This is a genomic window from Halomonas sp. ATBC28 (assembly GCF_005937175.1).
In the GTDB taxonomy this organism is placed as follows: Bacteria; Pseudomonadota; Gammaproteobacteria; order Pseudomonadales; family Halomonadaceae; genus Vreelandella; species Vreelandella titanicae.
In genome coordinates this window covers 91,456-112,831 of sequence record NZ_VCQL01000004.1, presented here as the reverse complement: position 1 = coordinate 112,831, position 21,376 = coordinate 91,456, and the positions used below count along the sequence as shown (strand labels likewise).

General features: G+C 57.4%; 15 protein-coding genes and 2 tRNA genes. 6 read left to right on the top strand and 11 right to left on the bottom strand.

Annotated elements, in window-relative coordinates; all coding sequences use genetic code 11:
- Positions 1-377: 377 nt before the first annotated feature.
- The 7 genes from nadA to E0L35_RS05515 form a co-directional block, all read right to left on the bottom strand.
- Positions 378-1,406 carry a quinolinate synthase NadA gene (nadA, locus tag E0L35_RS05545; RefSeq protein ID WP_027958657.1) on the bottom strand — a complete coding sequence of 343 codons (1,029 nt, stop codon included), beginning with the start codon at positions 1,404-1,406 and terminating at the stop codon, positions 378-380.
- A gap of 267 nt (positions 1,407-1,673) precedes the next feature.
- A tRNA-Lys gene (locus E0L35_RS05540) sits at positions 1,674-1,749 on the bottom strand.
- 100 nt (positions 1,750-1,849) lie between these two features.
- Positions 1,850-1,925 (bottom strand) — tRNA-Lys (locus tag E0L35_RS05535).
- 182 nt (positions 1,926-2,107) lie between these two features.
- Positions 2,108-2,983 carry a 23S rRNA pseudouridine(2605) synthase RluB gene (gene rluB, locus E0L35_RS05530; RefSeq protein ID WP_009287431.1) on the bottom strand — a complete coding sequence of 292 codons (876 nt, stop codon included), beginning with the start codon at positions 2,981-2,983 and terminating at the stop codon, positions 2,108-2,110.
- Positions 2,970-3,821, bottom strand: a complete 852-nt coding sequence (gene scpB, locus E0L35_RS05525; protein ID WP_009287432.1) for an SMC-Scp complex subunit ScpB — start codon at positions 3,819-3,821, stop codon at positions 2,970-2,972. Before scpB ends, rluB begins: the two co-directional genes overlap by 14 nt.
- Positions 3,818-4,768 carry a ScpA family protein gene (locus tag E0L35_RS05520; RefSeq protein ID WP_009287433.1) on the bottom strand — a complete coding sequence of 317 codons (951 nt, stop codon included), beginning with the start codon at positions 4,766-4,768 and terminating at the stop codon, positions 3,818-3,820. The genes scpB and E0L35_RS05520 overlap by 4 nt, the downstream gene beginning before the upstream one ends.
- A gap of 100 nt (positions 4,769-4,868) precedes the next feature.
- The gene (locus E0L35_RS05515) at positions 4,869-6,659 is read right to left on the bottom strand and encodes a DEAD/DEAH box helicase (protein WP_027958655.1); all 1,791 of its coding nucleotides are present in this window, start codon (positions 6,657-6,659) and stop codon (positions 4,869-4,871) included.
- Positions 6,660-6,774: 115 nt separating this feature from the next.
- On the opposite strand from E0L35_RS05515, the gene E0L35_RS05510 reads away from it, so the two are divergent.
- A complete protein-coding gene (locus E0L35_RS05510; RefSeq protein WP_138799861.1) occupies positions 6,775-7,014 on the top strand; it encodes a hypothetical protein in 240 nt (79 codons plus the stop codon).
- A 98-nt stretch (positions 7,015-7,112) separates the two neighbouring features.
- Here E0L35_RS05510 and purL read toward each other — a convergent pair whose 3' ends face one another.
- Positions 7,113-11,063, bottom strand: coding sequence for a phosphoribosylformylglycinamidine synthase (purL, locus tag E0L35_RS05505; protein WP_009287435.1), 3,951 nt, complete (start codon positions 11,061-11,063; stop codon positions 7,113-7,115).
- 208 nt (positions 11,064-11,271) lie between these two features.
- Here purL and mltF point away from each other — a divergent pair, with 208 nt between their 5' ends.
- On the top strand, positions 11,272-12,735 hold the full coding sequence (gene mltF, locus E0L35_RS05500; protein WP_009287436.1) for a membrane-bound lytic murein transglycosylase MltF: 1,464 nt from the start codon (positions 11,272-11,274) through the stop codon (positions 12,733-12,735).
- Between the two features lie 10 nt (positions 12,736-12,745).
- On the opposite strand, the gene tadA is transcribed toward mltF, so the two are convergent.
- A complete protein-coding gene (gene tadA / locus E0L35_RS05495) occupies positions 12,746-13,216 on the bottom strand; it encodes a tRNA adenosine(34) deaminase TadA (protein ID WP_022522109.1) in 471 nt (156 codons plus the stop codon).
- Between the two features lie 113 nt (positions 13,217-13,329).
- Between tadA and E0L35_RS05490 the strand changes: the two genes are divergently transcribed.
- Positions 13,330-14,148 (top strand): acyl-CoA thioesterase II, encoded by an 819-nt coding sequence (locus E0L35_RS05490; protein WP_022522108.1) that lies wholly within the window; start codon positions 13,330-13,332, stop codon positions 14,146-14,148.
- A 71-nt stretch (positions 14,149-14,219) separates the two neighbouring features.
- On the opposite strand, the gene E0L35_RS05485 is transcribed toward E0L35_RS05490, so the two are convergent.
- Positions 14,220-15,491, bottom strand: a complete 1,272-nt coding sequence (locus E0L35_RS05485) for a malic enzyme-like NAD(P)-binding protein (protein ID WP_022522107.1) — start codon at positions 15,489-15,491, stop codon at positions 14,220-14,222.
- A gap of 356 nt (positions 15,492-15,847) precedes the next feature.
- Entirely contained in the window at positions 15,848-16,063 is a 216-nt protein-coding gene (gene rpmE / locus E0L35_RS05480) for a 50S ribosomal protein L31 (protein ID WP_081742600.1), read from the bottom strand.
- 280 nt (positions 16,064-16,343) lie between these two features.
- Here rpmE and E0L35_RS05475 point away from each other — a divergent pair, with 280 nt between their 5' ends.
- The 3 genes from E0L35_RS05475 to E0L35_RS05465 all read left to right on the top strand — a co-directional run bounded on the left by E0L35_RS05475 (position 16,344) and on the right by E0L35_RS05465 (position 21,243).
- A complete protein-coding gene (locus E0L35_RS05475) occupies positions 16,344-18,542 on the top strand; it encodes a primosomal protein N' (RefSeq protein WP_138799899.1) in 2,199 nt (732 codons plus the stop codon).
- 277 nt (positions 18,543-18,819) lie between these two features.
- On the top strand, positions 18,820-20,505 hold the full coding sequence (argS, locus tag E0L35_RS05470) for an arginine--tRNA ligase (protein WP_009287439.1): 1,686 nt from the start codon (positions 18,820-18,822) through the stop codon (positions 20,503-20,505).
- Between the two features lie 3 nt (positions 20,506-20,508).
- Complete coding sequence (locus E0L35_RS05465) at positions 20,509-21,243, top strand: SPOR domain-containing protein (RefSeq protein WP_022522105.1); 735 nt, start codon at positions 20,509-20,511, stop codon at positions 21,241-21,243.
- The last annotated feature ends 133 nt before the right edge of the window (positions 21,244-21,376 follow it).

Genomic DNA, 21,376 nt, shown 5'->3' with positions numbered 1-21,376 from the left:
GCGAGGAGCGCAGCGACGCGACAATCTCAGCCAGCGGTGGCAGTACCCCCGAGATTGCTTCACTTCGTTCGCAATGACACACCACATGTCATTGCGAGGAGCGCAGCGACGCGGCAATCTCAGCCAGCGGTGGCAGTACCCCCGAGATTGCTTCACTTCGTTCGCAATGACACACCACATGTCATTGCGAGGAGCGCAGCGACGCGGCAATCTCAGCCTGCGGTGGCAGTAACCCCGAGATTGCTTCACTTCGTTCGCAATGACACACCACATGTCATTGCGAGGAGCGCAGCGACGCGGCAATCTTAACCAGCAGTGGCAGTCACCCTGAGATTGCTTCACTTTGTCCGCAATGACATTCGGTTAATCTTTTCTCGCTAAGCATTGAAGTTAAGCATGCGCTCAAGGGGCTTTAAAGCCTGCAGACGCAGCGCTTCATCCACCTGAATTTCTCCACTTCCCTCACGCAACGCACCGGCTAGATTATCCAGCGCGTTCATGGCCATCCAGGGGCAGTGTGCACAGCTACGACAAGTGGCGCCGTTGCCTGCCGTCGGCGCTTCAAACAGCGTTTTATCCGGCACTGCCTGCTGCATCTTGAAGAAGATGCCACGATCAGTTGCCACGATCAGCTTATCGTTGGGCAGCTCTTTCGCGGCCTTGATCAACTGCGAGGTGGAGCCTGCCACGTCCGCCAGCTTCACTACTGGCTCAGGCGATTCGGGATGCACCAGTACTGCGGCATCTGGATAGATGCGCTTCAGATCTTCAACGCCCTTGGCCTTAAACTCTTCATGAACGATACAGGCGCCGTCCCACATCAGCATATCGGCGCCGGTTTTGTTCTGGATATAGCCGCCCAAATGCTTATCGGGCGCCCAGAGAATTTTCTCGCCTTTGGCCTGCAGGTGCTCAATCACCTCGACTGCAATCGACGAAGTCACCACCCAGTCTGCCCGCGCCTTAACGGCTGCAGAGGTGTTGGCATACACCACTACGGTGCGGTCAGGATGGGCATCACAGAAGGCGCTGAACTCATCGGCGGGGCAGCCAATATCCAGCGAGCAGGTGGCTTCCAAGGTGGGCATCAGCACGCGTTTTTCAGGCGAAAGGATCTTGGCGGTTTCGCCCATAAAGCGGACACCGGCGACGACCAGCGTGGTGGCTTCGTGGCGAGCACCAAAGCGTGCCATCTCCAGCGAGTCAGCGACACAGCCACCGGTCTCTTCCGCCAGTTGCTGAATGGCATCATCGGTGTAGTAGTGTGCGACCAAAACGGCGTTATGGGCCTTCAACAGTCGTTTGATCTCTTCAACCCGTGCCTGATCTTCCGCCGGAATGCGGGTCGGGCAGTAGGCTGTGGGTAGCGGGGCCTCAAGCTTCGCTTGAGTAGTCATAATAGTCATTGTGTCTACCACTGTGACGAACAGGGAATCCCCCTGTTAAACACTGGGCTACGGCGCAGTGCGTCTTGCACATGCACCGCTCGTTGGAGCGATGAGCCGCTGCGTCTCTCGCGATGGCCATCGCTTAAAATCTATTCTAGACAGATTTATTCTAAACCATTTTGGCGGGAAATAGCGTTTGACTGCAAACAGATTGTCACACATAGAGTTCTTTCTAGACACATAGCAAAACGCCCCTGGCAGCTAAACTGCCAGGGGCGTTGAATTTGGTGGGTCGTGCAGGATTCGAACCTGCGACCAATTGATTAAAAGTCAACTGCTCTACCAACTGAGCTAACGACCCAAACTTGCTGTGCTGATCACTTTCCAGCGTTACTACACATACTTTAAACGTTCACCACTGCATTCAAACTGACTTTATTCAAACTGATCAGTCGTTTGAATGGTGGGTCGTGCAGGATTCGAACCTGCGACCAATTGATTAAAAGTCAACTGCTCTACCAACTGAGCTAACGACCCGCCTGAACGGATGCATATCCTACGCTTACACCTTATTGATAGCAAGCGTTTTTTCGCTTTCACTCTACAATAATGAACCATTTGCGTGCCCGCTGGCGTCACTCAATGCTGACAGGCACGCTTATCAGCCTAACCGCTAACGGCTGACCACCAAGAGGTTCAACGGGCTCTGCAAGCCGCGCTTAGCGAGCCTTGCTTTTCGGTTTGCGCAGTGCCTGTACCGGCTTACGCTTGTGCTTATCGCGGTTCCAGCGATTCTTCTCATCCGGTGTCAACGCGGGCACTTTACGTGTTTCCAAGTTAGCCAGCGTGGCCAAGTCATCCACCTCATCCTGGGTAAGTTCGACCCATTCGCCGGCTTTCGCCCGCTTATCGAGGAAGATATTGCCGTAGCGCACGCGTTTAAGACGACTAACCGTCAGCGCCTGGGATTCCCAAAGACGACGCACTTCACGGTTGCGCCCTTCGAGAATCACCACGTGGAACCAGGTGTTGATGCCTTCGCCACCAAACTCCTGAACATCGGTAAAGCGCGCCGGGCCATCTTCAAGCATGACCCCATCGACCATGGCCAGGATATGCTCGCGCTTCACTTCACCCATCACGCGAACCGCGTACTCGCGCTCCACCTGGGTAGAGGGGTGCATCAAACGGTTGGCCAGCTCACCGTCGGTAGTGAACAGCAGCAAACCACTGGTGTTGATATCCAGGCGACCGATCGCAATCCAACGTTCGCCTTTCAGGCGCGGCAAGCGGTCAAACACCGTGCGGCGACCTTCTGGATCCTTACGGGTGCATAGCTCGCCTTCCGGCTTGTTATACATAATCACTCGGCGTGGCACTTCTTCTTCTGGGCGCAATGCCACCGGACGGTCATCAAAACTGACTTTATCCCGCGCTTCAACGCGGTCGCCCAGCTTAGCCACCTGGCTATTCACTTTAACACGGCCGGCGGAAATCGCCGTTTCCATCTCACGACGCGAGCCAAGGCCTGCACGGGCCAAGACTTTTTGCAGCTTTTCGCTGGTGGGGGGCGTGGTGTTATTACTCTGACTCATGGTCGTCTGACCTCACATCGGTAGTCTCCGTGCTTTCGCGCTCATCTTGTTGGCGCTTGGCACGTGCCGCGAGCCGAGCCTGTAGGTCGGCAAAACTCAGCGGCTGGGTTAACGCCGTCTCGGCGTGCGTGTCGGCTATCTCAGCCGAGGTTATCTGTTCTTTCTGAGGTGGCGCATCCTGCACCGTTTTGATCGTTTCGTCCAGTGCTTCATGGTCTGTACCGGGGCCATTTTCTTCCTGAATGTCAGTATCCATCGTCATCCCCGGTTCTTCAGATATCTCGTTTTCATCCCAGCTTGCCAGGGTGTGCATGGGCGGCAATGCATCGAGGGTTTTTAACCCAAAATCGTCTAAAAAGCTGCGTGTGGTGGCATATACCGCTGGTCGGCCAGGCACATCACGATGACCGACCACCCGAATCCAGCCGCGCTCAGCCAAGGTGCGCATAATGGAACTACTCACGCTGACACCGCGCACTTCCTCAATGTCCCCACGAGTAACCGGCTGCCGATAGGCAATTAATGCCAGTGTCTCCAGCAGCGCCCGCGAGTAGCGCTGGGGGCGTTCATCCCATAACCGCGACACCCACTGGGAAAGCCGCGGACGAATGCGCAGTTGGTAGCCTGAGACCGTTTCCAGGAGCTCCAGTGCACCGCCAGAATGTCGCTGCTGCAAACGTTCCAGGACGTCACGAAGCTCTTTGCGCGGGGGGCATTCGCCCTCAAGAAAGAGTGTCTCCAACCGCTCAAGGGGCAAGGGTTCGCCAGCGGCCAGCAGTGCGGCTTCAACAATATCATCTAAAACAATGTCATCTAACGCGGTGACGGTGTTACTCATGGCGTCTCCTCGTCAGGTTCAAAAGCGGACTCGCCATAGGCATCATCTTCTATCTCGCCCTCATCAAAAGCGCTCTCCTCGCCGTCAGCAAGGGCAGCGCGTCGCGCGCGCACGTGAATTGGCGACAGCGGCGCATTTTGGACAATTTCAATCATGGCTTCTTTGGCCAGCTCAAGAATCGCCATAAACGTGACCACCACGCCTGCGCGCCCCTCCTCTAAAGTAAATAGCGCTTCAAAGGGGGTATAGCGCTGATGGGCGTCGTCGTAACTTAGCTGCTCCATGATCTTGAGCATGCGCTCGCGGGTAGAGAGAACCTCGCGGCTGATCTGGTGGGCCTGCACCAGCTCGGCACGCTTGAGGATATCGGAGAGCGCGCTGAGCAATTCATCCAATTCCACCTCGGGGTGAATCACACGGGATTCCAGTGGCGGTAAGCCCGCCTGCACGCTGAACCAGTCACGCCCCATACGCGGTAATGTGTCCAGCGTCTCTGCTGCCTCTTTAAGGCGTTCGTACTCTTGCAGACGGCGGATAAGCTCAGCGCGGGGATCCTCCTCGTCATCGCCCTCAGCCTTCGGCGGGCGGGGCAACAAAGTGCGCGACTTGATCTCAGCCAGCATAGCGGCCATCAACAGGTATTCCCCCGCCAGCTCGATCTCCATGGCCTTCATCAGCTCCACGTACTCGATGTACTGGTGGGTGATGGTCGCCACGTTGATGGTCAGAATATCCAGGTTTTGGCGGCGAATCAGATAGAGCAGCAGATCCAGCGGGCCTTCAAAGGTCTCTAAAAAGACACGCAGTGCTTCCGGGGGAATATACAAATCCTCCGGCATTTGCGTAATCGGCTCATTAAACAGACGCCCAAGCGAAGCTGCCACTGGCTCGGTGGGTTCGGAATCAGGGCTTGCTAAATCAACAGTAACGCTTGGCGTCTCGCTCACGCGGGTCGGCTCTCTTGGAAAATGGAAATCGGCACAAGCGAACAGTTTAGCAAAGTCGTTAGCATTCGCGTTGCTCTATTAGAGAGTAAGCACAAGCGTACTACCCCGCCTCCACCGCTTTGCGGTAGCGGCCAGTATAGTCAAACAGCTTGTCACGGATTTGGAAATGGCGCCCCACTTTGCGGCCTACGACAAAATCCGGGTGGCGTAGGCGGCGCTGTTCGGCGACGACGTCCTCGGCGCTTAGCGGCTGCCATTTACCTCCCGGTGCGCGCAGATGGTAGCGCAGAAAGGCGGCATAAAAAGCGCGCCGTTGAGCGGGGGTTTCCAGCGCGTACCACTCGGAAAGATGGGTGCCATCTTCGTCATGATAGGTGACTTTTAAGCGCGGCAGGCCACGGCCGTTAGTGGTCGCTTCCAGCTGCATACCGCTTACCCGCAATACCTTGGCGTCTTTCAGCTTTAGGGCGTCCTTGAGTTTATCATCCGCGTCCACCAGTAGTTTTTCGCAGCCGTGGCAGCGGCGGGCGGCAATATCATTCTCGGCGCCACACTCCTCGCAAACTTTAAAACGGAACCGAAACTCACACTGGCGCCGCTTTCCTTCATCATCTTCAATTAGCCCCTGACAGCGGCGGCCAAAGTGCTCAATCACTAAATCACCGTCGCGCTTACCCCAGTAAAGATTGGCATGACCGCAGTCGGGGCACTCTATCTGAACCGGTTCGCTGTCACTATCGGGCTTCGGCTCCCCCACTTCCGGCGCGAAGATATCCCAGGGGTTGCCGGCATAATCCAGAATCAGGCAGTCGCTCTTGCCCGGCGACAGGCGCAGCCCTCTGCCCACCATCTGCTGGTAGAGGCTCACCGATTCGGTAGGCCGCAAAATAGCGATCAAATCCACGTGGGGAGCATCGAAACCGGTGGTCAGCACCGCGACGTTCACCAGGTATTTTAGTTTCCGCGCTTTAAAAGCATCGATCAGCGCAGTGCGCTCTTGGGAAGGTGTTGCACCGGTAATTAAAGCCGCCTCTGCTCGAGGTAAATAACCGATAATTTCTTCAGCGTGGGCCACGGTGGCGGCAAAAATCATCACGCCCTGGCGATCAACCGCACGTTCGACGATTTGCCCGATAATGCCCGGCGTCGCTCGACTGCCCGCCACCACGCGATTCAGCTCTTCCTCTTGGAACAGACCGTTTGAAGAGGGTTTGAGTGCGGAGAAGTCATAGCCCTCAATCGCCATATCCAGGCGCTTGGGCGCAGCCAGATAGCCCTGCTTCACCATCAGACGCAGCGGCTGCTCGAAGACGCAGTCACGAAAAAAACTCTCTTCACTGCCCCGCACCATGCCGTGATGGTGGCGGTAATAAATAAACCCCTGCCCCAAACGGTACGGCGTCGCGGTGAGGCCGAGTATTTTAAGCTGTGGATTGTGCTGGCGCAGGTGCTCAATCACCTGACGATAGCTAGCGTCTTCGTTGAGTGATACACGATGGCTCTCGTCGATGACCAGCAAGGTAAAATTAGCGTCGTTAAAGCTCTCCAGGTTACGCACCACCGACTGCACCGAGCCAAATACCACTTGGCGACTCGCCTCTTTGCGCTTTAAACCGGCGCTAAAAATATCCGCCTCAAGCCCATAAGCCTGGTACTTGGCATGGTTCTGCTCCACCAGCTCACGCACATGGGCCAGCACCAATACCCGCCCACGGGCCAAGCGCGCTAGCTCAGCTATCACCAGGGATTTACCACTGCCCGTGGGCAGCACCACCAGCGCAGGCTCGCTTGAGGCTCGGAAATGGCCCACCACGCGCTTGACCGCTTCCTGCTGATAGGGGCGAAGCTGGGGCGTTGGTGAGTTAGCTAGTGAGGAGCTAGGTATCGACAAATTAATTAGCCCGCTATTGAACTATTACGACTTTCGTCGCGTCGTAGTAGTGATGGTTTAAATAATCCCAGAAATCGCAACGTTTATCAGCGAGAAGATACTAGTGAGGTGAGCAATGACAACCAACCATTTCAGCCCAGAGTGCCCGGAATGCGGCAGTCGTTTAAAACGCCTTCCCGCCACGCGGCGTGGTAAAGCCTATGTGTTCTGCATGGATTGCGGACATGATTTTGGGCGCTTCGAATACCTCGTTGAGCGCTACCGGTTAGAGCTTGAAACGCTGGAGGCCAAACTAGGATTGCCACCCGAAGGGGCTGATAAAACACCGGCTAGCGCTCCCGAGCGGCACTCTTAATAACTGTTGTCACGACTCGCGTAACTGTTAACGGCGGAAAAAAATCCGCCGTTAACATGGGCGCTATGCCCAACGCACTATCTGGAGCATTACTGGAATCAGTTGAGCCAAACCCGAGCGTTGCGGAATAGTCGCAGCCAGGCGCCATCTTCAGTCCACTCTGCCGGGCGCCAGGAGTTGGTAACCGCCCGAGCAACGCGCTCAGGGTGGGGCATCATAATGGTCACCCGGCCATCCGGCGTGGTCAGACCGGTAATGCCCGCCGGTGAGCCGTTGGGATTTGCCGGGTAGCGCGTGGTCGCCTGGCCGTAGTTATCGATATAGCGCAGAGCAATTTGGTTGCTCGATTGCATGCTGCGCAGATGAGCGCTGTCTCGGAACTCCGCCTGCCCTTCACCATGAGCAACGGCGATGGGCAGTTTTGAGCCCTCCATACCGGCGAGCAGAATCGAGGGGCTCTTTTCAACCCGCACCATGGAAACGCGGGCCTCAAATTGCTCGGACTCATTGCGCACAAAGGTCGGCCAGTTTTCAGCGCCAGGAATCAGCGATTTCAACTGCGAGAGCATTTGGCAACCGTTACATACGCCCAGCGAGAAACTATCGTCGCGGGCGAAGAACGCCGCAAACTGCTCCTGGGCGCGCTCATTAAACAGCACCGACTTGGCCCAGCCACCGCCAGCACCAAGCACGTCGCCGTAGGAGAAGCCACCGCAGGCCACAAGCCCTTTGAACTCTTCCAGCGAAACACGCCCCGCCAGGATGTCGCTCATATGCACATCCACCGCCTCAAACCCGGCCTTATCGAAAGCCCAGGCCATTTCTACCTGGCCATTGACGCCCTGTTCACGCAGCACCGCCATGGCAGGCTTAGCTGTGTTGACATAAGGCGCGCTGATATCTTCATTAATATCAAAGGTGGGCGTGGCAGATAGCCCCGGGTCGCGGCCATCGAGCAGATTGTCGTATTCGTTCTTGGCGCATTCGGGGTTGTCGCGCAGCGCCTGCATACGGTAACTGGTTTCTGTCCAGGTACGCTGGGTAAGCTGACGAGTGGTTTCCAGCAAAGGCTCTTCAAACAGCGTGACGCGCACCTGGTCATCGTAACGCGGGCGGGCGATGACGCCACAGGTTTCGATACCCGCCACGGCAAACTGCGCCAGCACTTCTTCAGTGTGTTCACGATTGACCTGAATCACGGCACCCAGCTCTTCCGAGAACAGCGCGTTCAACGCCTCCACTGGCTCGTCGATCATCCAGTCGAGCTTGATCTCAAGCCCGGCGTGGGCAGCAAAGGCCATTTCCAGCAGCGTGACCAGCAGGCCACCATCGCTACGATCGTGATACGCCAGCAGCTTGCCGTCGCGGTTCAGGCCTTGAATGACTTCGAAGAACGCTTTGATATCTTCCGGGTCGTCCACATCGGGGCAGTCATTGCCCACCTGGCCATACACCTGCGCCAAAGCGGAGCCGCCCAACCGATTCTGACCGTTGCCCAGGTCGACCAAAATCAAATCCGACTCGTCTTGATCCAGGTTGATCTGCGGCGTGAGCGTCGCCAGGGCGTTGGTCACCGGAGCAAAACCGGTCACCACTAGTGAAAGGGGCGACGTCACGCTCTTCTCTTCGTATTCGCCCTGCTCGTTCTCATCCTGCCAAGCGGTACGCATCGACATCGAATCTTTGCCCACCGGAATCGCAATGCCCAGCGCCGGACACATTTCCATACCTACCGCATAAACCGCATCGTAAAGCGCCTGATTTTCACCTGGGTGATCCGCCGCGCTCATCCAGTTAGCGGAGAGCTTGATATCGCTCAGTTTGGCAATCGGTGCTGCCGCCAAATTGGTAATCGCTTCGGCCACCGCTAAGCGAGCGCTAGCAGCAGGGTTGATCAAGGCTACCGGGGGACGTTCCCCCATGGCCATGGCTTCACCGGTGTGGGTATCAAAGCTTGCCGTGGTCACCGCTACATCGGCTACCGGCACTTGCCAGGGGCCAACCATTTGGTCGCGAGCCACCTGGCCGGTGATAGAGCGGTCACCAATGGTGATCAGGAAGCTTTTGGAGGCCACGGTAGGTAAGCGCAGTACGCGATCAAGTGCTTCGCGCAGGTCAAGATTATCCAGCATCATGCCGGAGAGCTCCGGATTGCGACGCTCAAATTCGCGCTGCATCTTGGGTGCTTTGCCGAATAGCACGCTCATCGGTAGGTCAACCGGCTTACTCTCAAAATGGCCGTCGCGCACTTCAAGATGGTGCTCTTCCAAGGCTTCGCCGACTACCGCATAGGGGCAGCGCTCGCGCTTGCACAGGGCATCAAATGTATCCAAATCCTCTGGTGCAACCGCAAGCACGTAACGCTCCTGGGCCTCATTACACCAAATCTCCAGCGGGCTCATACCCGGCTCGGCGTTGGGCACCGCGCGCAGATCAAAACGACCACCACGGTTGCCATCTTTTACTAGCTCGGGCAACGCATTGGAGAGCCCACCCGCGCCAACATCGTGGATAAAGCGAATCGGGTTGTGATCCCCCAGCGCCCAGCAGCGGTCGATCACCTCTTGAGCACGGCGCTCAATCTCAGGGTTTTCACGCTGCACCGAAGCGAAATCCAAATCGGCACTGGAAGTGCCGGAGGCCATGCTGGAGGCTGCACCGCCGCCCAGGCCAATCAACATCGCCGGGCCACCCATCACAATCAGCTTGCCGCCGACAGGGATATCACCCTTCTGAACATGGTGGGCACGGATATTGCCATAACCACCGGCGAGCATAATCGGCTTATGGAAACCGCGCCGCTCGATACCGCCGTCGTTAAGTGACTCCTGCTCGTAGGTGCGGAAATAGCCGGTTAGATTGGGGCGGCCAAATTCATTGTTGAACGCGGCGCCCCCAATGGGGCCCTCGAGCATAATATTGAGCGCCGACTCCATACGCCCTGGCTTGCCGTAATCAAAGGCTTCCCAGGGCTGTACGAATTCTGGAATGCGCAGGTTGGAAACCGTAAAACCTGAAAGACCCGCTTTGGGCTTGCCCCCAATGCCGGTAGCACCTTCGTCACGGATTTCTCCACCGGAGCCGGTCGCCGCGCCTGGGAAAGGGGCAATCGCTGTGGGGTGGTTATGGGTCTCTACCTTCATCAGGATATGAATGGGTTCCTGATGAGTGGCGTAGAGTGCGCGCTCGTCGTCAACGCCTGTCAGCGGCGTGGCAAAGAAGCGCCCAGCCTGACTGCCCTTGATCACAGCGGCATTGTCGCTGTAAGCCGAGAGAACATTGTCCGGCGACGACGCAAAGGTATTCTTGATCATCTTAAACAGCGAGTGGCTCTGCAGCTCGCCGTCGATCATCCAATCGGCGTTGAAGATTTTGTGACGGCAGTGCTCAGAGTTGGCCTGAGCAAACATCATCAGCTCAACGTCGCTGGGGTTACGCCCCAACTCATTGAAAGCATCGACAAGATAGTCGATTTCATCTTCTGCCAGCGCCAGCCCCAGCGCCTGGTTGGCCGTTGCCAACGCATCCCGGCCACCCTCAAGAATATCCACACTGCCCAGCGGTGCCGGGTCGTGTTGAGCAAACAGCTTAGCGGCGTCCGAGGCATCGGCTAGCACGGTTTCGGTCATACGGTCGTGTAGCAGTGCCGCCAGCGCGCTCAAACTCTCTTCGTCCGGCATCGCGGTGAAGCTGACCCGGTAATCGATGCCGCGCTCGATGCGGCTAATTTGGCGCAAGCCGCAGTTGTGGGCGATATCAGTCGCCTTGGATGACCAGGGCGACTGGGTGCCTAGGCGCGGCACCACCAAAAAGCGCTGGGCGCGCTCAGGAACCTCTACGCTCGAGTGAGTACCGTAATCAAGTAACTGCACCAAACGTTCGCGGGCAGCGTCATCCAGTTCCTCGCGGCGCTCATGGGAGTGAACATCGATAAAATGAACATAGTGGGCAGACAGCGCTTCCACCTCGGGAACACGTTCACGCAGCACCGTTAACAGCCGAGCATGACGGAAGGCAGAAAGGGCGGGCGCGCCTCGCAGTTCGAGCATATCCTGAAGCCTCTAGAGCAGGGAAATTCGAGCAGGGAAATCACCGGGCCGCTAGGCGGCCGTGCTTTTATGGTGCCGGAAAACACAGATAATGTGGTACCGGAAAACGCCTATGATACTGGAAACCAGCCGTCACACGAAATCAACAAGGTGACAGCCTGCCCCTGGCTGGGTATCGTGGCAGCTTGTTTCATGCCGACAAGACGCCATGCTGACGTTGATTTGCCGACATTTTGTAGCCCGTGCCAGCGCTTATTATGCGCTAATAGCGATTACGCTTCTGACTCTGGTGCCCACCCTCTCCCTGGTTCCTCCCGGCGAGCATCTGACTCAGATCACTGCAAAAGATTTTATTACCGTTCACACCCGTAATACACCCACCACTTATTACCAAGGTCGCCAGGGCCCTACCGGCTTTGAGTACGAGCTAATGCACCGCTTTGCCGACTATCTAGGGGTGAGTCTTAACCTTAACGCCCGCCATCACCCTGAAAGCGTGCTGCCGGCGGTACGTGAGAGCGGCGACCTGGGCGCGGCAGCGCTACCCCTGCTGCCTAATCCCTCTGGTGTTTACTACACCCGTCCGATTATCAAGATGCAGCCGCTGGTAGTATACCGGCGCGGGCTTAATGGTATTAGTGAACCAAGCGACCTTGTCGGCCTGGAGCTTGGTACGCTTAGCGAAGCGGGTACCAGCGAAGCACTGCGCGATCTCCAGAAACGCCACCCCACCCTAAGCTGGAAAGAGTCCCATGAGTTGGAGGTCGCCGAACTGCTGGCCCGGGTTGAAAACGGCACCCTGGACGCAGCGGTTATTTTTGAGCATCAATTTCGGTTAAACCGGCTGTTTTTCCCCAACGTTGAGCGTGGCTTTATCCTCGGCGACCCGCTCTCCATGGCATGGGCAGTGCCCAGCGGTCGCGGTTTGGGGTTACTCGAAGCTGCTAATCGCTTCCTCCAAGACCTGCAGGAGAGCGGCACGCTAGATCAGCTAGTCAGCCGCTACTTCGGTCATGACGACTACTTGGAGTATGTCGGTACCCGCACCTTTCTTGACCATCTGGATGCACGCCTGCCTCGCTATACTGAATTATTCCAGCAATCCGCCCAGGAAACAGGTTTTGATTGGAAGCTACTCGCGGCCGTGGGCTACCAGGAGTCGCACTGGGATCCAGATGCGGTCTCGCCGACCGGGGTGCGTGGTTTAATGATGCTAACCAACCCCACTGCCAGCGAGATGGGCATCAGCGACCGCACCGACCCGGCCCAAAGCATTGATGGCGGTGCCCGTTATTTGCGCAGCATCAAAGACCGCCTACCGGAAAGCATTACCGGTGATGACCGGCTTTTTATGGCCATGGCTGCCTATAATGTGGGGCTAGGGCATTTATACGACGCCCGTAAGATTGCCGAGATGCGAGGCGGTGACCCCGACAGCTGGACGGATGTACGCGCCGCACTGCCCCTGCTACAGCAGCGTGAATGGCACAGCCAAACGCGGCATGGCTACGCCCGTGGTGGCGAGCCAGTAATATACGTACGCAATATCCGTCGCTACTACGAAATGATTGAGTATGTTGAACGTAGCCGCCAGCAGTTTTTCCAACTAGAACAAACGTCAGTCAACGATGATCCACTGCTATTGTTCGAACTTGTGCCGCCGCTTGATTAACACTTCTTAACTATTTCTGGCTAAGTTGATCGCGTCGCGCGGTGAAAAAACGCTTCAGTAATTTTTGCGAGGGTGCTGCTAATACACCGCCAGTCACCGCGACCTGATGGTTGAACCACGGCTGCGCCAGTAGGTTAGCCTTTGATTCAACCATGCCAGCCCGAGGCTCAGCAGCACCGTAAACCAAACGGGCTAGGCGAGCATGTATCATCGCCCCTGCGCACATCATGCACGGCTCTAAGGTGACAAACAGCGTGCAGCCCTCAAGCCGATAGTTCCCCTGCTGCTGCCCCGCCTCGCGCAGCGCACGAACTTCCGCATGGCCGCTGGGGTCGCAACTGGCTACCGGGGCGTTGCAGCCAGCGCCTATGATCTCCCCCTGCGCATCGACGACAACCGCCCCCACGGGCACCTCACCTGCCGCAGCGGCCAAGTGTGCTTGGTCAAGCGCCCGGTGCATGTAAAATTCATCGCTGCGCATAAACGTAAACTCCGCTAAGGTAGCTAAACGATCGTATGAAAGGGTTGTCCCCCGTCGTAGCAACTCACTTTCATCGACAGCATTCGATTGAGACAGCCGCAAGGATACCGAGAATGACAGACGCGCTGAACAAACTGGTAGCGTTACTGGAGCTAGAAACGCTGGAAGAGACGCTATATCGTGGCCAGAGTCAGGATCTAGGCTTTCCTCAGCTCTATGGTGGTCAGGTACTCGGCCAAGCGCTTGCAGCCGCTGCGCGCACAGTGCCCATTGAGCGCCGCCCGCACTCTCAGCACGGCTACTTTCTGCGTCCTGGTGACCCACATCGCCCCGTTGTCTACCAAGTGGATACCATCCGCGATGGCGGCAGCTTCACGACCCGTCGTGTCACTGCCATTCAAAAAGGCCGGCCAATCTTCTTCTGCAGCGCCTCCTTTCAAAGCGCTGAGGCGAGCTTTAGCCATCAGCGCACCATGCCGGATGTGCCGACACCCGAAGCGTTAATCGAGAACGGCGAGGCCAAGCATGACCGCTTTCCCGGTCACCCGATTGAGTTTGTGCATCTACCCGGCAACCCCGACAACGGTACACCTGCTGGCCAATGCTTATGGTTTCGTCTTTCCGGCACGCTGCCAGACGACCCGGCGTTGCACCGCCACTTGCTCTCTTACGCCTCTGACTTCAATCTGCTGACCACCAGCCTGATTCCCCATGGCATTGAGTACCGAGACCCCAAGCTACGCATTGCCAGCCTTGACCATGCCCTGTGGCTCCACCAGGACACCCGCCTTGACGATTGGCTGTTATACGTCATCGACTCACCCTGGACAGGCGGCGCTCGCGGGCTGGCGCGGGGGCATATTTACAGCCGCGATGGCCGCTTAGTGGCCTCCACCGCTCAGGAAGGGTTAACACGCTATTCTCAAAGCTAAATAAATAATCTCTCAAAACATTTACGCCCGCTAAGCAGCGGGCGTAAATCGACTAACCAGGGCGCAGTGCCTTAGCCGCCATAAACATCATTAATTGACTGCAGCGGGTAGTGCGCCGGGAAAGGCTTACGGGCGACACCAGAATCAACCGCAGCTTGCGCCACCGCCGAGGAAACCCGCGCCAGCAGGCGAATATCGACCGGCGTGGGAATGATGTACTCGCGGCCAAAACTCATCTCGGTGCGCTCGTAGGCGTCCAGCACTTCCTGAGGAACCGGCTCGCGGGCCAAGTCTTTCAAGGCATGCACCGCGGCCAGCTTCATCTCTTCATTAATGCGCGTGGCGCGAACATCCAAAGCGCCGCGGAAGATAAACGGGAAGCCCAGCACGTTGTTGACCTGGTTCGGGAAGTCCGAACGGCCGGTGGCCATGATCACATCCGGGCGCGCTTCCCGGGCAACGTCAGGATGGATCTCCGGATCCGGATTGGTGCAGGCAAAAATCACCGGATCTGGCGCCATTTTCTTCACCTGATCAGCGGACAGCAGCCCCGGGCCTGACAGGCCGATAAAGACGTCAGCATTGTCGATGGCATCGTCCAAGGTGCGCATCTCGGTATCACGGGCGAATTCAGCCTTATATTCGTTGATACCTTCGCGATCAGTATGAATAACGCCACGCCGATCCAGCATTACCAAGTTCTCTTTACTCGCACCACAGGAGACCAGCAACCGCATGCAGGCAATCGCCGCCGCCCCTGCGCCCATGCAAACGATCTTGACGTTCTCAATTTTTTTGCCCGCGATATCCAAGGCATTAAGCATACCGGCCGCTGTCACAATTGCGGTGCCGTGCTGGTCATCGTGGAAGACCGGGATGCTGCAGCGCTCAACCAGTGCTTTCTCAATTTCAAAACACTCCGGCGCCTTGATGTCTTCAAGGTTAATCCCGCCCCAGGTATCGGCAATGCGCGCGACGGTATCGATAAACGCCTGGGGGCTTTCCGCATCCACTTCGATATCCACCGAATTGATGCCTGCAAAGCACTTAAACAGCACGCCCTTGCCTTCCATCACTGGCTTGCTCGCCAGCGGGCCCAGATTACCCAAACCCAGAATAGCGCTGCCATCGGTAATCACGGCGACCAGATTGCCCTTGCCGGTATAGCGGTAGGCATTTTCCGCATCCCGGGCAATTTCAAGTACTGGCTCAGCCACGCCTGGACTATACGCCAGTGCCAAATCCCGTGCTGTCGCGGTGGGTTTGGTCAACTCCACCGAAAGCTTACCGGGAATCGGTTTCGCGTGATAATCCAAAGCAGCCTGCTTATTTGCATCCGTCATGGTCAGAGTCCAGTTAACATAAAGTAGATAAGTCGTTTCAGAATATAGAAAAAACCATAGCGCCTCAAGCGCGCCGTCAACTTACGACAAAACGCTCGTTTAACCGAATTTTATCTTCACATTCGTCACTTTTAGCCACTATTTGCAGAAACTTATGCAAACAGGCTTTACTCATAATGCTTTACTTATTGCTGCATAACAGAATTTATGGAAATTTTTTTCACATAAAATTCATGCAGCAAGCATATCCAGCTCACAAAAAACCCACGCCGAGGCGTGGGTTTTGCGCGAGCATAGCCTTATAGGAATAGCCTGATATGAACAGGCATGCTGGCGATATGGCTATCCGACTGGGATTAGCCGCGCTTAACAGCAGCGCCGAAACGCTTGTTGAAACGCTCTACGCGGCCACCAGTGGTCGCTTGCTTCTGCTTACCAGTGTAGAACGGGTGGCAGTTAGAGCACACATCCAAGGAGAAGTCCTGACCAGAGGTCGTACCTACCTGGAAAGTGGCGCCGCAAGAACAGCTGGCGGTGACCGTGTTGTAATTCGGGTGAATACCTTGTCTCATTTCGAGCCTCACGAAGCTATATGCCGCCACCTGATCTCGTGCCAGGTACCGCATACGGGTTTGGAAAAAACGACTAACCGGTTAGCCGCTCTGTCGTTACGATAGGTCTTTACAAATAGATCGATAAAGATCGTTAGGATTCAGAGCGGTCGCATATTCTAGCAAAACTAACGCCGGAGGCCAATTGGCTGACTCTTTTTCTTCGCAGGCATACTCTCAAGGACAGTCTCAAGGGCAGTCTCAAAGACCGTCCCAAAGATCTTCCCAAGCACTCGATCAAGTGCTCAAGGTAGCGCTGCCTTCGCCGCTGCGCCGCCTGTTCGACTACCTGCCTTCCAGGGAAACGCCTCCCTGCGGCTGGCAGCCGGGGCTGCGAGTGCGAGTGCCCTTTGGGCGCCGCGAAGTCGTCGGCGTGGTCGTCGAATTGGCTGACCACAGCGACCTTCCGCGCAGCCAACTGCGTAGCATCAGCGAAGCGCTGGATGATGCCCCGTTGCCGGAGGATTGGCTATGGCTATGCCGTTTTGCCGCCCGTTATTATCAGCACAGCCTAGGCGACACCCTGCACCACGCCATGCCTGCACGGCTACGCCAGGGGCACCCCATGGCTGGGCGCACCCAGACTCTCTGGCTTGCCCAAGGCGAAGGCGCAGAAGAAATACTCAGCCGAGCGCCCAAGCAAGCCGAGCTGCATGCGCTGCTGCGCCAACACCCTCATGGGTTGCCTGGCCGTGCGGTTAGCGCCCACGGCTTTGCCCGCGACCAGCTATTAGCGCTGGAGAAGAAAGGCCTCGCATCCAGCCAGGAACACATCCTCACTGCCCCAACGCCACCCAGCGGCAACTTACTGGCAACACCGGCCCTGCCGCTTAACCGTGAACAGGCGACGGCGCTAGCCACACTGCATGAAAAACTCGATGGCTATCACCCCTGCTTACTCGAGGGTGTCACCGGCAGCGGCAAAACAGAAGTCTACCTGCAGCTTATTGAAGCCGTCGCCGCCAAGGGGAAACAGTCGCTGGTACTGGTACCGGAAATTGGCTTAACCCCACAGACACTCGCCCGCTTTAGAAGCCGCTTTCGGGTACCCGTGGTGGCGCTGCATTCAGGCCTCACCGACCCCGAACGGCTAGATGTGTGGGAAGCCGCCGCCAGCGGCCGGGCGCTCATTATCATCGGTACCCGCTCGGCGATTTTCACCCCGCTGGCCAACCCCGGTGCGATTATTGTCGATGAAGAGCACGACGGCTCCTACAAGCAGCACGACGGTTTGCGCTACCACGCCCGCGACTTAGCCGTGGCTCGGGCCCACTACCATAAAATCCCGCTGCTGATGGGCAGTGCCACACCCTCCCTGGAGAGTCTGCACCAAGCGCTTAGCGGCACCTACCGCCACCTACGCCTGACCCAGCGCCCCAGCCAGCACCCGCCAGCCAAGCTGGAGCTGATTGATCTACGCCACCAGCGCCGCCAGGGCGGCCTGCTGCCCGGTGCCATCAAAGCGATTAAAAGCACCTTGAGCACTGGCAAGCAGGTGCTGATTTTTATCAACCGGCGCGGCTTTGCACCAACACTTGCCTGCCACGCCTGCGGCTGGATGGCCGATTGCCACCAGTGCGATGCGCGCATGACGCTACACCGCCAGCCCCCCCTACTGGCTTGCCACCACTGCGATAGCCGCCGCGCCCTGCCGGACGCCTGCCCCGAGTGTGGCAGCGGCGACCTGCGCGCCTTGGGTAGCGGCACAGAACGCACTGAAGAAACGCTGCAAACGCTGTTCCCGAAAACCACTATCCACCGCATCGATCGCGACAGTACTAGGCGCAGGGACAGTTTTGAACAGGTACTAAAAGAGATTCAGCGCGGCGAATCCTGCGTGTTGGTCGGTACTCAAATGCTCGCCAAAGGGCACCACCTACCCCACGTCACACTTGTCGTGGTCGTCAATGCCGACGGCGGCCTCTACGCCGCTGATTTTCGCGCTCTGGAGCACAGCGCCCAACTACTTGAACAAGTAGCGGGCCGTGCCGGTCGCGCCGCCCACCCAGGCCGAGTGCTGGTGCAAACCCTCCACCCCGACGACCCACACTTGGGCCAATTGGCTGAACATGGCTACGGGGCCCTTGCGCGCAATATGTTGGAAGAAAGGCGCATTTCCCAGCTGCCCCCGTTCTGTTTTATGGCACTGCTACGCATCGAAAGCCCCAAAGAGGAGGCCGCTTTGGCCATGGCGCAACAGGCCGCTCAAGCCCTGCGCCAATGGTTAAAAGAGACCGGCGTAGCCACCCGCTGCCTGGGGCCTGTGCCCGCGCCGATGGAAAGACGCCAGAACCGCTACCATTTACACGTTATGCTGGCAGCCGATAAACGCAGCCAACTACACCCGGCCGTTAGCTGGCTGGTGCAGTGGCTTGAAGCCAATCGAGAGGCCCGCAAGGTACGCTGGTCGATTGATATCGACCCACAAACCCTCGCTTAGTACTTGTATATAACAGTTAAAACAGCGATTTACATAACTGGTGTCAGGGCAGGTTGTAGTGAGGGTCTTTTTCCATGGACGGAAAAAGTAGCGCCCAGGGAGGGGTCAACAGCGCCCTCGCGGAAACCTGTCCTCGACACCAATACATGTACAGAACCGTTTGTTTAGCAACACGCCTTTGAAACTGCGGCTCAATTGCCGATAATAGCCGCTTTGCCGACGCACCTTTACTGCTGCGCGTTAGCACACGCCGCCACAGACGTAACCGGATACCCACATGAAAGATACGATAGTTTCTCTGCTCGAAGGCGCGATCACCGCGCTCAAGCACCAAGGCGTGCTGCCAAACGACCTTCAGCCCACCATCAAAGTGGATCCTACCAAAGACAAGGCCCACGGCGATTACGCCACCAACTTGGCGCTGATGTTAGCCAAGCCGGCAGGCAAAAATCCGCGTGAATTAGCCAACGCGCTGGTTGCAGCGCTACCCGAAAGCGACGCTATCCAAAAAACCGAGATTGCGGGCCCCGGCTTTATCAACTTTTTCGCCGCCGCCGATGCCGCAGCGCAAATCGTTGCCCAGGTACTCGACTGCGGCGACACCTTTGGCCGCAGCATGGTCGGCAAAGGCGAGAAAGTGCAGGTCGAGTTCGTTTCCGCCAACCCCACCGGCCCGCTGCACGTAGGTCACGGTCGGGGCGCAGCGATTGGCGACTGCCTATGCCGCCTTCTCGAAGCCACCGGTTTTGATGTCACCCGCGAGTTCTACTACAACGACGCTGGCGCCCAGATCGCCAACTTGGCGCGTTCGGTACAAGCGCGGGTGAAAGGCTTAGGCCCTGACGACGATAGCTGGCCCGAAGACGGCTATCGCGGCGAGTATATCGTCGATGTGGCCAACGACTACCTGGCAGGCAAAACGGTCAGTGCCGATGACCGCGAAGTCACTGCCAAAAAAGACCCGGATGATTTAGACGCCATTCAAGAGTTTGCCGTGGCGTGGCTGCGTCGCGAACAGGATCTGGATCTAAAAGCCTTCGGTGTGGAGTTTGACGTCTATTTCCTAGAGTCCTCACTCTATGAAGATGGCAAGGTGGACGCCACTGTTGAAAAACTGGTGAGCGCAGGCCACACCTATGAAGAAGATGGTGCCATGTGGCTACGCACCACCGACTTCGGTGATGACAAAGACCGCGTGATGCGCAAACGCGAGGGTGGCTACACCTACTTCCTGCCTGATGTGGCCTACCACCTGGACAAGTGGCAGCGCGGTTTCAAAACCGTGATCAACGAGCAGGGTGCCGACCACCACTCCACCGTCACCCGCGTACGCGCCGGTTTACAGGCACTGGAAGTAGGCATTCCCAAAGGCTGGCCCGACTACGTGCTCCACCAGATGGTCATGGTTACCCGCTCAGGCGTCGAGGTAAAACTCTCCAAGCGCGCCGGCAGCTATGTCACTGTGCGCGACTTGATCGACGAAGTGGGCCGCGACGCCACGCGCTTCTTCCTCGCCGCCCGCCGCGCCGACTCGCAGCTCACCTTTGATATCGACCTGGCCCGCTCCCAGTCGAATGACAACCCGGTCTACTACATCCAGTACGCCCACGCCCGGGTCTGCAGCATGCTGCGCAAAGCCCAGGATGCCGACCAGCCGTTTGATCACGCCTTGGCACTGGCCAACCTAGCGCTGCTGGACAGCGACCAGGAGAAAGCCGTACTTAACCGGCTAGCGCGCTTCCCTGAAGTAGTGGAAACCGCCGCCAGAAACCGCGAGCCACAGCAGGTTGCCCAGTATTTGCTCGACCTTTCCGGCGACTTCCACACCTGCTACAACGCCGTCAAAGTAATGGTCGAAGACGACACCCTGCGCAATACGCGCCTGGCACTAGGCCTCGCCACCCGTCAAGTGCTGCGCAACGGGCTTGACTTAATGGGGGTTAGCGCCCCAGAGGAGATGTAAGCAATGGCTAGCCCGCGCAAAAAGCCCGCCCCCCGCCGCGGAGCCACATCGCAGCGCAAGTCCAAACGCAGCTCAGGCGGCGGCTTCCGCCTACCCGGCTGGCTGTGGGGTCTTGCCGGTATGGCGGCGGGCTTCTTTTTGGCTCAGCACCAGCACGGCACCGCCCCCTGGCAAGAGCAGAACGAAGCGCCTCAAGCCACGGTACTGCCCAAGCCCTCGGGTAGCGAAGAGCGCGCCGCCGCTCGGGAAACCGAGGAAGCCGCTGAACCGTCGATGCCGACGTTTGAATTTTATACCCTGCTGCCGGAAACCGAGGTCATTGCCCCCGGCGTCTCTCTGCCTTCAAGCGTTGTGCGCCCGGAGGCTCCCGAACCGACAGCCGATAGTGCTGCGGCCTCTGGCGCTGCAGGCGACGACCCCATCGCCCAGGTGATTGCCGCCAACACCCGACCTGAAGATCAGGTATCGGCGGCTCAGGAGAATGAAGCGGCCACCAATACCCCAGGGCGCTATATGCTTCAGGCGGCCTCGTTTCGTGAAGCCAGCGACGCCGAACAGCTGCGTGGCCGACTGCGCAATTTAAGCCTGCTGGCGGAAATCAGCGAAGTAAAGGCGGATGGCAATACCTGGCACCGGGTACAAGTGGGACCTTACGAGGACACCCGTGAGTTGAACCGGGCCCAGGATTTAATGAATACCCAAGGAATTGAGCCGCTGCTTATCCAACTGCAAAACTAATAATCCCTCCTGGATTACCCTGCGGGCGGTTGATTTTTTATCAGCCGCCCGCATTTTGTTGTGAACGCTTAAACAATGGTCGCTTATTGAGTGGCCTGCCAGTCATCGGGAGCTCGCCTCCCCCAAGGAGTTA

Bases quoted from the DNA above. Each gene is read 5' to 3' on its own strand.
- tadA (WP_022522109.1), bottom strand. From the start codon at position 13,216: ATGCGCAGCGATGAATTTTACATGCACCGGGCGCTTGACCAAGCACAC.
- purL (WP_009287435.1), bottom strand. From the start codon at position 11,063: ATGCTCGAACTGCGAGGCGCGCCCGCCCTTTCTGCCTTCCGTCATGCT.
- rpmE (WP_081742600.1), bottom strand. From the start codon at position 16,063: ATGAGACAAGGTATTCACCCGAATTACAACACGGTCACCGCCAGCTGT.
- E0L35_RS05490 (WP_022522108.1), top strand. From the start codon at position 13,330: ATGACAGACGCGCTGAACAAACTGGTAGCGTTACTGGAGCTAGAAACG.
- nadA (WP_027958657.1), bottom strand. From the start codon at position 1,406: ATGACTATTATGACTACTCAAGCGAAGCTTGAGGCCCCGCTACCCACA.
- E0L35_RS05510 (WP_138799861.1), top strand. From the start codon at position 6,775: ATGACAACCAACCATTTCAGCCCAGAGTGCCCGGAATGCGGCAGTCGT.
- mltF (WP_009287436.1), top strand. From the start codon at position 11,272: ATGCTGACGTTGATTTGCCGACATTTTGTAGCCCGTGCCAGCGCTTAT.
- E0L35_RS05465 (WP_022522105.1), top strand. From the start codon at position 20,509: ATGGCTAGCCCGCGCAAAAAGCCCGCCCCCCGCCGCGGAGCCACATCG.
- scpB (WP_009287432.1), bottom strand. From the start codon at position 3,821: ATGAGTAACACCGTCACCGCGTTAGATGACATTGTTTTAGATGATATT.
- E0L35_RS05485 (WP_022522107.1), bottom strand. From the start codon at position 15,491: ATGACGGATGCAAATAAGCAGGCTGCTTTGGATTATCACGCGAAACCG.
- rluB (WP_009287431.1), bottom strand. From the start codon at position 2,983: ATGAGTCAGAGTAATAACACCACGCCCCCCACCAGCGAAAAGCTGCAA.
- argS (WP_009287439.1), top strand. From the start codon at position 18,820: ATGAAAGATACGATAGTTTCTCTGCTCGAAGGCGCGATCACCGCGCTC.